Source organism: Inquilinus sp. Marseille-Q2685 (assembly GCF_916619195.1).
Lineage (GTDB): Bacteria > Pseudomonadota > Alphaproteobacteria > DSM-16000 > Inquilinaceae > Inquilinus.
In genome coordinates this window covers 1,223,547-1,236,890 of sequence record NZ_CAKAKL010000002.1, presented here as the reverse complement: position 1 = coordinate 1,236,890, position 13,344 = coordinate 1,223,547, and the positions used below count along the sequence as shown (strand labels likewise).

Genomic DNA, 13,344 nt, shown 5'->3' with positions numbered 1-13,344 from the left:
TTCGGAGAATCCTCGAGGCCTCTGGCCCCACGGCACGTCCTGTCCCGGTCCCCTCCGGGCCATCGATCCCAGCGAGCGAAGGCTATTGGAGGCACCGATCCTGCGTCGACCGGTCGAAGGACGCGGTGCGGCACGCCCCATGGCCAGGAGCTTCTAGCCGGACGGCTAGGATCTGACCGATATCCGGCCCGGGGCGAGGGTGCACCGGACAGGCTGCGCCGTGTCGGAAGGCGCATGCGTCGATGCGCCGACCGTGATCTGAGGCGACGGCCGGACGCCGGCTCGCGCAGCCGACGGCGTTCACATCCGGACGGCGGCCTGGCTGATCTGGGCGCAGGCGCGCTTCAGGGCGTCGAGCGTGTCCATCAGCCGGACCTCCTGGCCGTGGCGCTTGATGCAGGTGATGATCATGCTGGCCACCGCATGGCCGCTGCGGTCCAGGATCGGGCAGCAGATGTCGGTCAGGCCGACGAAATCGCGGCTCTCGTGCAGCTCGAAGCCGCGGCTGCGGATGCCGTCCAGGGACGCCCGCAGCTCCTCCTCCGTCACCCGGCCCTGCGCCTGGGGCAGGCTCTCGCGGATCAGCCGCTGCTGCACCTCCGGCGACTGGAAGGCGACGATCACCTGGCCCGAGGTGGCGTCCACCGCCGGGCGGTTGAAGCCGAGATTGAGGGTGAAGCTGATGTCCGGCTCGCCGGAGACCGAGGCCAGCACGACCGTCCGGCCGCGATACAGCACCACCAGATGGGCGGAATGGCCGGTCTCTGCGGCCAGCGCGTTCATCACCGGCACCGCCTCGGTCACCAGGTTGCGCACGCGCGGCGTGCGCAAGCCCAGCGAGAACAGCCGGTTGGTCAGGGTCAGGTCGTCAGTGGCCGGGTCGCGGGCCAGGTAGTCCCGCTCCAGCAGCACCATCACCATGCGGAAGATCTCGCTCTTCGACCGGCCCAACTCGTCGGCGATGCGGGTCAGCGACAGCGGCTCGTCACGGCTGGCCAGCAACTCCAGGATGTCCAGGCCCTTCTCCAGCGCCGGCGCCGAATAGCCCGCCTTCTTCTCCGTCACGTTCAACCCCCAAGCGATTCCGGGCCGGACTGTACCGCCGCCGCCGGCGTTCCGATGAGTGTTTTATATATGATGTTGACATCACCAATGAAACAACTCTAGCGTTTCTCCACGGCGGCGACGACAGCCGCAGGGGAGGCATTCACGGTGGAAAGCATCGAGACCGTGGCGGTGGGATCCAGGGGCGGGCCGACCGCGCGCCGCAGCACGGCGTTCACCGATATCGACTTCGACAAGCCGGGCCGGCAGGTGGGATTCTTCCATATCCCGCAATCGCCGGACGACGACGCCTGGGGCACGGTGCGCATCCCGCTGGCGGTGATCGCCAACGGCACCGGCCCGACCGTGATCCTCGAGGGCGGCAACCACGGCGACGAATACGAGGGGCCGATCACCCTCGGCGAGATCATCCGCGACCTCGACCCCGGCACGATCCAGGGCCGGCTGATCCTGATCCCGGCGATCAACCTGCCGGCGGTGGTGGCCGGCAAGCGCACCTCGCCGGTCGACGGGCTGAACTTCAACCGCACCTTCCCGGGCGACCCGGCCGGCACCATCACCCGGCAGATCTCGGCCTATGTGCAGGATGTGCTGCTGCCCCTGGGCGACGCCTTCCTCGACCTCCATTCCGGCGGCTCTTCGCTCGATATCCTGCCCAGCGCGATCGTCGAGCCGGCGGCCGACCCGGCGCATCTGCGGCGCAACATCGACGCAGTGCTGGCCTTCGGCGCGCCGATCACCGTCGTGGTCGACAATCTGGGCGAGCCGCGCACCGCAACCGCCGCCGCCGTCGCCGCCGGGCTGACCGTGGTCGGCACCGAGATGGCGGGGGCGGGCACCGTGTCGCTCGACGCGCTGGCTCTCTGCCGGCGCGGCGTGCGCAGCGTTCTGGCCCATTTCGGCGTGCTCGACCCGTCCTTCGCCACGCCGCGCCAGCCGGAGCCCGAGGTCTATGAGGTGGCAGGCGCCTCCTCCTACGTCCTCGCCGGCGATGACGGGGTGTTCGAGCCGTATCACCGCAACGGCGCGGAGGTGCGGGCCGGGCAGCCGGCCGGGCGGATCCATTTCCTGCACGATCCCGGGCGCACGCCGGTCGAGCTGCGCTACGGCGCCGACGGCATCGTCTACGCCCGCCGCCAGCCCGGCCGGGTGCGGCCCGGCAATTGCTGCCTGGTCGTCGCCTCGCCCTATCGCGGGAGCCTCGGATGATCGGCTTCGGAGACATCACGACCGCGGCCGACCGGATCCGCGGCCATGTCCGGCGGACGCCGCTGATCAGGGCCGACCAACTGCTCGAGGCGCCGGCGGCGGCGCCGCTGTGGCTGAAGCTCGAATGCCTGCAGGTCACCGGCTCCTTCAAGGCGCGCGGGGCGACCAACCGGCTCTTGGCCGCCGACCCGACGGCGCTGGCCCGCGGCATCGTCACCGCCTCGGGCGGCAATCACGGCCTCGCCGTGGCCCGCGCCGGGCATCTCGCCCGGGTGACGACCACCGTCTTCCTGCCCGCCAACGCGTCCCCGGCCAAGCGCGCCAAGCTGGCCGGGTGGGGCGCCGAGGTCCGGATCGAAGGCACGGTGTGGGACGAGTCCGACCGCGCCGCCTGCGCTTTCGCCGAGGACACCGGCGCCGTCTATTTCCACCCCTTCGCCGATCCCGAGGTGGTGGCGGGGCAGGGCACGGTGGCGCTGGAGATCGCCGAGGACCTGCCGGAGGCCAGCCTGTTCCTGATCGCGATCGGCGGCGGCGGCCTGGCCGCCGGCATGGCGACGGCGATCCGCGCCACCTATCCGAAGGCCCGGATCGTCGGCATCGAGCCCGTCGGCTCCCCGACCCTGCGCGCCAGCCTGGACGCGGGGCGGGTGGTGACGCTCGACGCCGTCACGACGGCGGTGCCGACCATGGCCTGCGGCCGCACCGATCCGCGCATCTTCGACATCATCCGCAGCACCGTCGACGAGGTGGTGCTGATCGAGGACCGGGACATGGAGCGGGCGGCGAAGTGGCTGTGGTTCGAGCTCGGCCTCGCCGCCGATCTCAGCGGCGCCGCCTCGGTCGCGGCGCTGCAATCCGGCCGGGTGGTGCCGCGCGACGGCGACGTCGTTTGCGGCCTGGTCTGCGGCGCCGGAACGGACGGCCTTGGCGCCTGAACGCGGGGCCCGGAGGCAAAGCCCTCCCAACAAGAACAGCGCAACCGAGGCTTCACAGGAGAGGACGAGAACCATGATCAAGCATGTGCTGTCGGGCGTGGCCCTCACCGCGGTCCTGGCCCTGTCGGGCCTCGCATCCGCCGCCGAGCCGGTGCTCGGCCTCGCCGCCATCGACCTGCAGAACTCCTTCTTCGTGCGGATGAAGGAGGCGGGCGACACCGCCGCCAAGGACTACGGCGTCCAGGCGACCTGGCAGAGCGCCGAGGGCAGCCTGGAGAAGCAGGTCGCCATCATCGAGAACTTCATCAACCAGAAGGTCGACGCGATCCTGGTCGACCCGCTGGACAAGAACGCCCTGCTGCCGGTGATCAAGAAGGCCGAGGCCGCCAAGATCCCGGTCATCACCATGGGCAACAAGGTCGAGGGCGGCTGGAACACCTCGACCCTCTATCCGGACCAGGAGAACATGTCGATGGTGGCCCGCGCCCTCGGCACGACCCTGGGCGGCGAGGGCGAGGTCGCGCTGCTGGTCGGCACCCGCGGCAACTTCGTCTCCGACACCCGCGAGAAGGCCTTCACCGAGACGCTGGCCAAGGAATTCCCGAACATCAAGCTGGTCGGCATCCAGCCCACCGGTTGGGATTCGGCCAAGGCCACCGACGCGGCCCAGACCTGGCTGACCACCTATCCCGAGCTGAAGGCGATCGGCTGCATCTCGGACTCCATGTGCCTCGCCGCCAGCGCCGTGGCCCAGGCGATGGACCGCAAGCTGCTCTATGCCGGCTATGACGGCGACGAGGAGATGCACCCGCTGCTCGAGGACGGGTCGATGGTGATGGACGTCCTGACCGGCGCCTATCGCGTCGGCTACTGGAACATTGCCGTCGCGGCGCGGCTGGCCAAGGGCGAGAGCATGCCCAAGGACCTGTACATGCCGACCTATTTCGTCAGCTCCGACGCCACCGCCCAGGCGCTGGCCGGCAAGGGGCTGAAGGTCGAGCACATCACGCCGGAGGCGGCGACCAAGGCGGCGAAGGCCTATACCGAGCAGCTGGGGCCGCAGCAGCCCACCTCCGCCATGACCGTGGGCCAGTGACCGGAGAGGCGAAGGGCAGGGAGCGGGCCATGTCTCCGAAGACGGCGGATGCAGCCCCGGCGCGGCGCGCCCTGCTCGCCGGCGCGGGCTTCGGCAACGACCTGGTGCTGGCCGGGCTGATCCTGCTGGTGCTGGTCGGCTTCGGCCTGGCCGGGCCCGGCTTCCTGTCCTTCGCCAATCTCGTCTCGATCGGCCAGCAGACGGCGGTGATCGCGATCGTCGGCTTCGCCATGACCGCGGTGATCATCGCCCGCGGCATCGACATCTCGGTCGGCAGCACCCTGGCCGTCGCCGGCATCGTCGCCGCCCAGGCCTATGGCGCCACCGGGTCGCCGCTGCTCGGCATCCTGGCGGCGCTGGCCGCGGGCGGCGCCATCGGCCTCATCAACGGCCTGCTGATCAGCGCCGTCGGCATCAGCCCCTTCATCGCCACCCTGGCGACGCTGGCGGCGGGGAAGGGCGCGGCGCTCAGCCTGTCCGGCGCCTCCAGCATCCCGGTCGACAGCCCGGTGCTGCTGTGGGCGGGCAGCGCCGACATCCTCGGTGTCCCGGCGTCGCTGCTGCTGGCGCTGCTGCTGCTCGCCGGCTGGTGGGCGCTGCTGCACCGCACCGTGCTGGGCCGCTGGATCTTCGCCGTCGGCGGCAATGCCGGCGCGGCGAGGGCCTCGCTGATCCCGGTCCGCACCGTGCAGACCCTGACCTATGTGCTGGCCGGCATGTCGGCCGGGCTCGGCGCCGTCGTCATCATCGGGCGCCTCGGCTCGGCCCAGCCGCTCGCCGGCACCGGCCTCGAATTCGCGGCGATCACCGCCGCCATCGTCGGCGGCACCAAGCTGTCGGGCGGTGAGGGCAGCGTCACCGGCACGGCGCTGGGTGCGCTGCTGCTCGGCGCCATCAACACCGGCCTGTCCTTCCTGCAGGTGCCGCAGCAGGCGATCTACATCGTCACCGGCGGGCTGGTGCTGTTCGCGGTGCTGCTGAGCCAGCGCGACCGGCTGGCCGCCACCGTGGCGAAGTGGCGCCGCCGCAGCCGTGCCGCCCATACGGCCGAGGAGGCAGCCCAGGCCGTGCCGCGCCGGCCGGACCGGCATGAGCTGCGCATCGTCGGCCTCGGCAAGGTCTTCCCCGGCGTCAAGGCGCTGGAGGGCGTGGCCTTCGACATCCGCGCCGGCGAGGTGGTGGCGCTGGCGGGCGAGAACGGCGCCGGCAAGTCGACCCTGGTGAAGTGCCTGTCCGGCGTGCACCAGCCGGACGAGGGCGGGCTGATCCTGGACGGCCGCCCGGTGCGGCTGCGCACCCCGGCCGAGGCGGCGGCGGCCGGTATCGCCGTGATCCACCAGCATTTCAGCCTGGTGCCCGACCTGACCGTGGCCGAGAACCTGTTTCTGGGGCGCGAGCCGGGCGGCATCGCCCTGCGCCGGGCCGAGATGCGGCGCAAGGCGCAGGAGGTGATCGACCAGTTCGGCCTCGGCCTGCGGCCCGACGACCGCGTCGGCAACCTCACGGTCGGCCAGCGCCAGATGGTGGAGATCGCCAAGTCGATGCTGTCCGAGGCGTGGCTGGTGATCATGGACGAGCCGACCAGCGCCCTGTCGACCCGCGAGCGCGACCGGCTCTACGAGCTGATCGGCCGGATGAAGGGGATCGGCTGCGCCATCCTCTACATCTCGCACAAGATGGAGGAGATCTTCACCCTGGCCGACCGCGCCGTGGTGCTGCGCGACGGCCGCTTCGTCGGCGACCGGGCGATCCGCGACCTCGACGAGCCGGCGCTGATCGGGATGATGGTCGGCCGCGACATCGGCAACGTCTTCCCGCACCGGCCGGTGCCGCGCGGCGAGCTGCTGGTGGCGGTCGAGGGCATCGGCGACGGCGGGCTGCTGCGCTCGGCCAGCCTGACGGTGCATGCGGGCGAGGTGGTGGCGCTGGCCGGGCTGATGGGCAGCGGCCGGTCCGAGGTGATGCGCTGCATCGCCGGCCTGTCCACCCACCGCGCCGGGACGATCCGGATCGGCGGCGCCGAGCTGCCGGCCGGCGACGCCCGCCGGGCCAATGCGCTGGGCGTCGCCTATGTGCCGGAGGACCGGCATCTCGAGGGCTTCGTCGGGCCGATGTCGATCCAGGATAACGTCACTTTGGCCTGGATCCGCGCCAAATCCGCGCTGGGCCTGGTGCGCCCGTCGGCCCTGGCGGCCGAGGCCGGGCGGCTGATCCGGCAGCTCGGCGTCCGGCCGCCCGACCCGCGCAAGCGCGTCGGCGATCTGTCCGGCGGCAACCAGCAGAAGGTGGTGATCGGCAAGTGGCTGGCGACGTGCCCGCGGGTGCTGCTGCTGGACGAGCCGACGCGTGGCGTCGATGTCGGCGCCAAGTCGGAGCTGCACGCGCTGATCGCCGAGCTGAAGGCCCAGGGCGCCGGGATCCTGATGGTGTCGAGCGAGCTGCCCGAAGTTCTGGGCGTCGCCGACCGCATCGTGGTGATGCATGAGGGCCGCACCGCCGGCGAGCTGCCGCGCGGGGCGACCGAGACCGAGGTGATGGCGCTGGCCTTCGGCCGCGGCGCCGGGGCGCAACGCCCGACGACACAGGAGAGGGTAGCGGGATGAGCAGGATGAGATTGGCCATCGTCGGCGCCGGCTTCATGGGGCAGTTCCACGCCCAGGCGATCGCCGGGCTGGAGACGGCGACCCTGTCGGCGGTCGTCGACCTGTCGGCGGAGCTCGGACGCAAGACGGCCGACCAGTACGGCGCCCGGCATTTCGCCGACATCGATGCGGCGCTGGCCGCCGATGCCGCCGACGCCTATGTCGTGGCGCTGCCGGACACGTTGCACCAGGACGTCACCTGCGCCTTGCTGGAGGCCGGCAAGCCGGTGCTGGTCGAGAAGCCGATGGCGCACACGCTGGAGGCGGCGCAGGCCATGGCGGCGGCGGAGAAGAAGGGCGGTGGCCGCCTGCTGGTGGCCCATATCCTGCGCTTCGACCCGCGCTACGCTCAGGCGGCGGAGGCGGTGCGGGCCGGCAAGATCGGCGACCCGATCCACGCCAGCTCCGGCCGGTTCACCGTGCGCGACATCGGCACCCGCATGAACGGCTCCTCCAGCGTCTGCTTCTATCTCGGCGTGCACGATGTCGACGCGCTGCAATGGATCAGCGGCGCCGACGTCACCCGGGTCTATTCCCGCGCGGTGTCCAAGCTGATGCCGAGCCTCGGCGTCCGGTCCGAGGACGCGATCTTCACCACCTGCGAGATGTCGAACGGCATGGTCGGCCAGCTCTATTTCGGCTGGTCGCTGCCGAGCGACATCCCGACCGGGATCTGGGCCCGGACCGAGGTGATCGGCACCAAGGGCGTGGTCGATCTCGATGTCCGCGACCACGGCCTCAGGGTGCTGTCGAGCGGCGCCTGGAGCTTGCCGGACGGGCTGCACTGGCCGACCGTCAACGGCCGGATCATGGGCGACCTGTACGAGGAGCTGCGCCACTTCGTGCAGGCGGTGCGCGAAGACAAGCCCTTCGTCATCTCGCTGCCCGAGGCGCTGCGCGCCGTCGCGGTCAACGACGCCATCCGGCGCAGCGTCGCCAGCGGCCAGCCCGAGGCGGTCGCCGACTGGCGCGGCTGACCGGAGCGGTCCGATGGATATCCGCCATCCCTGGCTCCGCCGCGCCCTCGACCTCGCTCCGCTGCTGCTGCTGGTCCTGCTGGTGGCGGCGTTCGGCCTGATCGATGCGCGGGTGGTGACGCCCGACAGCCTGCGCAACGTGCTGGCCCAGGCCACGCCGGTGGCGCTGCTCGGGCTCGGCGCCTTCTTGGTGCTGCTGACCGGGGGCATCGACCTCTCGGCCGGGGTGGCGGTCGCCTTCTGCAGCGTGGTGATGGCCGGGCGGCTGGATGCGGGCGACCCGCTGGCTTTGGCTCTCCTGGCCGGCCTCGCCACCATGGCCCTCCTGGGCCTGCTGAACGGCCTCCTGGTTGGCTATCTCCGCGTGCCGCCCTTCGTCGTCACCCTCGCCACCATGGTGGCGGTGCAGGGGGCGACTTTGTGGGTGGCGCAGAAGGGCGTGCTGATCCTGAAGAGCCCGACCCTGAAGGACATCGGCGTCGGGCAGACCGCCGGGGTGCCGAACTCCGTGCTGCTGGTCGGGCTGATCGCGATCGGCGCCTGGGCACTGATGCGCTGGACCCGCTTCGGCCTGCGCACCTACGCCATCGGCTCCGACCCCGCCGCGGCGCAGCTGGCCGGCGTGCCGCTGCCGCGGCAGCAGCTGCTGACCTATGTCGTCGCCGCCATCTTCACCTTCCTGACCGCGGTGCTGATGATCAGCCGGGTGCCGGTCGTCACCCCCAATCTCGGCGGCACGCCGCTGCTGCTCGACGCCATCGCCGCCGCGGTGCTGGGCGGCACCAGCATCTTCGGCGGCCGCGGCACGGTCGCCGGCGTCGTGATCGGCGCCGTGATCGTCAGCCTCCTGACCAATGCCCTGCGCGTTTTCGGCGTGGACCCCTCCAGCATCGATCTGTTCAAGGGCGCGATCATCGTCCTGGCGCTGATCGCCGATGCCGGGATCCGGATGCTGCGCCTGCGCCTCGATGAAGGACGTATCGGATGACCTCGCCCCCCTTCGCTCCCGGCCCCGGCCGCCTGGCCTGGAGCCCGTCGCCGGAGCTCGGCGAATTCGGCAAGGCCCGCGGCGCCGTGCTGGTGCCGACCGGCGCGGTCGAGCAGCACGGCCCGCACCTCGCCACCGGCGTCGATATCTGGCTGGCGACCGCGGTGGCACTGGGCGTCGCCGGCCGCGACCCGTCGATCCGGGTGGCGGAGCCGATCTCCTACGGCTCCTCGGCCCATCACCTGGCCTTCCCGGGCACGATCAGCCTGCGGCCGTCGACCTTCATCGCCGTGGTGGTCGATGTCTGCCGGTCCCTGGCCCGCGACGGCTTCTTTCCGATCGTGCTGAACGGCCATGGCGGCAACCGCGGCGCGCTGCAGGTGGCGGTGTCGGAGCTGGGCGCCGACGGCGTGCGCAGCGCCGCCTTCTCCTATTTCGACCTGATCCGCGAGGACGCGGCGGCGATCCTGCCGGACGCCGACCAGGGCTGCGGCCATGCCTGCGCGCTGGAGACCTCGCTGATGCTGCACCTGTTCCCGGGCTCGGCCCGGGCGGAGGCGATCCCGGCCGGCGGCACGCCCTCCTGCTGGCCCGATCCGCATCTCTACTCCCCCAGCCCGATCACGGTCTGGCGCGGCTTCGAGGAGATCAATCCGACCGGGGTGATCGGCCGGCCTTCCGATGCCACCTCGGAGGCCGGGGCGAAGCTCTACGAGGCCGCCGTGACCCGTTCGCTGGAGGCGGTGCTGCGCCTCCGCGACGGCTTCGCCAAGGCCTGACCCTCCCCTCCAACCGAGACGAACCCGATGAAGACGATCAAGGGCCTGAAGGTCACCACCGCGCCGTCCGGCGCCCCGGTCAGCCGCATGCGCATCGGCGGGCGGTGGGAGGAGGGTAGCTCCGGCGAGTTCCTGGAGGTCACCAGCCCGGCCACCGGCGCGGTGGTGGGCTTCGTTCCGCTCGGTACCCGCGCCGACGCGCAGCGGGCGATCGCCGCGGCCAATGCGGCCAAGCCGAAGATCGCCGGCCTGTCGGTGTGGGAGCGGGCGAAGCTGTGTTTCGCCGTCGCCGACGTGATCGAGAGCCGGAAGGAGGCGCTGGCCCGCACCCTGTGCCTCGAGCAGGGCAAGCCCTACCACGCCGAGGCGCTGGGCGAGGCCGGCGCCTCGGTCGCCGCCTTCCGCAATGCCGGCGAGCAGATCAAATGGCTGGAGACGGCGTGCTTCCCGGTCGAGGACCGCAACAAGCGCGCCTTCAGCTTCCTGCAGCCCAAGGGGGTGTTCGGCATCGTCACGCCCTGGAATTTCCCGCTGGCGCTGCCGTCGATCTACTACCTCGCCCCCGGCCTGGCCACCGGCAACGCCATGGTCTGGGTGCCGGCGCCGACCACCTCGATTATCGCCGAGAAGCTGATGGAGTGCCTGATCGAGGCCGGCGTGCCGGACGGCGTCGTCAACCTCGTGATCGGCGATGGGCCGGAGGTCGGCGACGAGGTGGTGTCCAATCCCGGCACCGACGCCGTGGCCTTCACCGGCAGCTCGGAGACCGGGCGGATCATCGCGTCCCGCGGCGCCGGCAAGCCGCTGATGGTGGAGCTGGGCGGCAATGGCCCGACCATCGTCCTGGCCGATGCCGATCTCGACACCGCCGCGGCGCGGGCGGCGGCCGGCTGCTTCGCCAATGCCGGCCAGATCTGCACCTCGACCGAGCGCATCCTGGTGGCCGATGCGGTGCATGACGCCTTCGTCGAGAAGCTGGTCGCGGCGGCCCGGGCGGTGCGGATGGGCGACCCGTTCGACCCCGCCACCACCATGGGCCCGCTGAACAACGAGCCGAATGCGCAGAAGGTCGACGCCCATCTGGCCGACGCCCGGCAGCGCGGCGCCTCGATCCTGTTCGGCGGCGGCCGCGCCGAGGGCCTGGCGACGCGGCTGCACTATCAGCCGACCGTGATCACCGACCTGTCGCCCGACAGCCTCTTGAACGTCGACGAGACCTTCGGCCCGGTGGTGCCGGTGCTGCGCTTCCGCGACGAGGAGGAGGCGCACCGCATCGTGACGAAGAGCCGGCTCGGCCTGTCCGCCGCGGTGTTCACCCAGACCATCCGCCACGCCTTCCGCTGGGCCGAGGCGCTGAAGGTCGGCATCGTCAACGTCAACGAGATGAGCCCCTATTGGGAGACGCACATCCCGGCCGGCGGAGCGGCGGGGACCAGCAGCGGCATCGGCCGCACCGGCGGCCGCCACACGCTGCTGGAGATGTCGGATCTGAAGACCGTGACCATCGACATCAGCCGGTGAGGCGGAGGCGGCCAGCCGCCGTCAGCCGGCTGCGGCCCATGCGGTCTTCGTCCAGGCGAGACGCGGCGGGCTTGCCGTTCCGGCCTGCGACGTCACGAGGCTGCCGAGCTCCGCCGCCATCCAGCCCATGCCGGGAAGACCGCCGGAACAGGTCCTGATCCAGCCGAGCATCGCCTGGGCCAGGGCAGGGTGCTGGTCGCGGAGCACGGAGGCGAAGGAGAGCTCGGCCCGCAGCGCCTGCTCGAGGACCGCCACGGCGCGAGCCGGCAGGTCCTGGGTGCAGTCCAGCGCGGTCTCGACGGGCTCGCGGCCCGGGACATGGATCCGCACGCCGCCCGTCGCCGGCGGGGCGTCGAAGATGAAGGCCGCCGGCTGCGGCCCGTCGGGGGCGGTCGCGGCGATCGCTTGGAACCGGCCGCTCACTGTCTCGGTGAACACCGTCAGGCTTGCCGCGGTGTCGTCGCGATAGTCGAGAGCGATGGTGGCGTAACCGTCCGAATGGATCCGGCGGGCCACGATCACCAGCTCGATTTGACGGAGAGGCCAGTCGAACCGGTCCGGGATGTGCAGCACATCGGCGCAGACGGTCACCAGGCGGGGGGCGAGATCGGCCGCCCGAAGCGCCTCCCGGACTGCGTCCAGGTCCAGGTACATGGCGCGGAAGGTGGCTTCGTCCGGTCCGATCGCCCGGCTCGACGCGCCGGGGACGACGCCGCGGGTCTCGATGGTGTCGAACAGTGCCGCCAACCGGTCCGCGGGGGACTCTCCCCCAAGGGCTATCCTGTCATGCATGGAGGCCTCCAGCTGTGTCGGCCGTCGATCGGCCCGTTGCCGTCCGGGCGTCCAGTCATGCGACGATATTCCACCGATTGTCGGGGAATCTGACGCAATATTGCGCGGATCAGCTTATGTTCCTGTATAGTCGCAGCAACGTTCAGTGCTGTGACTGGGATATGAACCACCATTCGCAAAGATGAGGCGGCGAATGACGGGTGCGGCGGCGAGATCCCGGCGGCCGCCGGAAACGACGACGGGCTTCGACCGCATCGATCGAAGCCCGTGTCCATGAAGATCCGAGAGAGGCCCGAAGCCGGGTCAGACCGCGACCTGCCCCCGGGCGCAGCGGCGCCGCAGCAGCACAGCCGAGGCCTGCTGCTGCATGCCGACGGTCAGCAGCACCAGGTTGTCGCGGGCGATCTCGGGATAGCGCGCCGCCAGCGTCACCGGCACCGAGGCCGAGGTCATGTTGGCGTATTCGGGCAGCGTCGTCAGATACTGTCCGGGCCGGATCGCCTTGCCCCAGGTCTCGCTCAGCACCGAGGAGCCCTGATGCGCGATCAGCGTGATCTCGTCGGCCGCCAGGCCGTTGCGGCGCAGCAGCCGGTCGACGATCCGCGGCGGGACCTTGGCGCCGAACTCCTGGAACGCCTTGGCCGCCTCGTCGCCGAAATACATCAGCGGGGTGGTGAAGCTTTCCGCCAGATAGGGCGGCGGCGGATCGATCGTGCCGACCGGCCGGGCGCTCAGATGCATGGCCCCGTAGAAGCCGGTGTCCGTGTCGGTCACCACGTCGACCAGGGCGAAGCGATCCTGGGCCTCGGTCACCGCCATCACCGCCGCGCCGGCGGCGTCGCCGGCGCCGATGCAGGTCGCCTCGTGGTAGCTGACGTGCCGGCTCCAGTTGCAGCCGCACACCACCAGGGCGTTGCGCAGGCCGCGGCCGGTGCGGATCAGCGCCTCGGCCAGCACCAGGCCGTCGTTGAAGATGGTGTATTCGGTGCCCAGCGGCAGCACCTGGCAGCGCGACGGCAGGCCCAGCGTCCGGTGCAGCGCCACCAGCGAATTCGGGGTGATGTAGTCGGAAACCGAGGCGACGCCGATCAGCAGGTCGATCTCGCCGGCGGCCAGCCCGGCATCGGCCAGGGCGCCGGCGGCGGCCTCGGCCATCAGCGCGACCAGGGTCTCGCCCGGCGCCAGCACCCGGCGCTGCTCGAACCCCTTGAACAGGTCGGAATGGGGCGGGTTGTGCGCCTTGATCCAGTCGAAGATCGGCGCGTCGTTGGTCCGGACCTGCTCCGGCACCGCGAAGCCGACGCCCGTGATGCGGGCGGTGTTGTCAACCATTCATG

General features: G+C 71.2%; 11 protein-coding genes. 8 read left to right on the top strand and 3 right to left on the bottom strand.

The window, feature by feature from the left end; translation table 11 throughout:
- Positions 1–300 precede the first annotated feature (300 nt).
- Complete coding sequence (locus tag LG391_RS15010) at positions 301–1,065, bottom strand: IclR family transcriptional regulator (RefSeq protein ID WP_225768805.1); 765 nt, start codon at positions 1,063–1,065, stop codon at positions 301–303.
- A gap of 147 nt (positions 1,066–1,212) precedes the next feature.
- Here LG391_RS15010 and LG391_RS15005 point away from each other — a divergent pair, with 147 nt between their 5' ends.
- The 8 genes from LG391_RS15005 to LG391_RS14970 all read left to right on the top strand — a co-directional run bounded on the left by LG391_RS15005 (position 1,213) and on the right by LG391_RS14970 (position 11,215).
- Positions 1,213–2,274, top strand: a complete 1,062-nt coding sequence (locus LG391_RS15005) for a succinylglutamate desuccinylase/aspartoacylase family protein (protein ID WP_225768804.1) — start codon at positions 1,213–1,215, stop codon at positions 2,272–2,274.
- Positions 2,271–3,212: a threonine/serine dehydratase gene (locus LG391_RS15000; protein WP_225768803.1), complete on the top strand. Its 942-nt coding sequence runs from the start codon at positions 2,271–2,273 to the stop codon at positions 3,210–3,212. Before LG391_RS15005 ends, LG391_RS15000 begins: the two co-directional genes overlap by 4 nt.
- 73 nt (positions 3,213–3,285) lie before the next feature.
- Entirely contained in the window at positions 3,286–4,308 is a 1,023-nt protein-coding gene (locus tag LG391_RS14995) for a sugar ABC transporter substrate-binding protein (protein WP_225768802.1), read from the top strand.
- 29 nt (positions 4,309–4,337) lie between these two features.
- On the top strand, positions 4,338–6,911 hold the full coding sequence (locus LG391_RS14990) for an ATP-binding cassette domain-containing protein (RefSeq protein WP_225768801.1): 2,574 nt from the start codon (positions 4,338–4,340) through the stop codon (positions 6,909–6,911).
- Positions 6,908–7,927 carry a Gfo/Idh/MocA family protein gene (locus LG391_RS14985; protein WP_225768800.1) on the top strand — a complete coding sequence of 340 codons (1,020 nt, stop codon included), beginning with the start codon at positions 6,908–6,910 and terminating at the stop codon, positions 7,925–7,927. Before LG391_RS14990 ends, LG391_RS14985 begins: the two co-directional genes overlap by 4 nt.
- Positions 7,928–7,940: 13 nt before the next feature.
- Positions 7,941–8,915 carry an ABC transporter permease gene (locus LG391_RS14980; protein WP_225768799.1) on the top strand — a complete coding sequence of 325 codons (975 nt, stop codon included), beginning with the start codon at positions 7,941–7,943 and terminating at the stop codon, positions 8,913–8,915.
- Positions 8,912–9,694: a creatininase family protein gene (locus LG391_RS14975; RefSeq protein WP_225768798.1), complete on the top strand. Its 783-nt coding sequence runs from the start codon at positions 8,912–8,914 to the stop codon at positions 9,692–9,694. The genes LG391_RS14980 and LG391_RS14975 overlap by 4 nt, the downstream gene beginning before the upstream one ends.
- Before the next feature lie 27 nt (positions 9,695–9,721).
- On the top strand, positions 9,722–11,215 hold the full coding sequence (locus LG391_RS14970; RefSeq protein ID WP_225768797.1) for an aldehyde dehydrogenase: 1,494 nt from the start codon (positions 9,722–9,724) through the stop codon (positions 11,213–11,215).
- A 21-nt stretch (positions 11,216–11,236) separates the two neighbouring features.
- Here the strand turns inward: LG391_RS14970 and LG391_RS14965 are convergent, their stop codons facing one another.
- Together LG391_RS14965 and LG391_RS14960 are read right to left on the bottom strand one after the other, a co-directional pair.
- Entirely contained in the window at positions 11,237–12,007 is a 771-nt protein-coding gene (locus tag LG391_RS14965; protein WP_225768796.1) for a hypothetical protein, read from the bottom strand.
- 303 nt (positions 12,008–12,310) lie between these two features.
- Entirely contained in the window at positions 12,311–13,339 is a 1,029-nt protein-coding gene (locus LG391_RS14960) for a hypothetical protein (RefSeq protein ID WP_225768795.1), read from the bottom strand.
- Positions 13,340–13,344 lie beyond the last annotated feature (5 nt).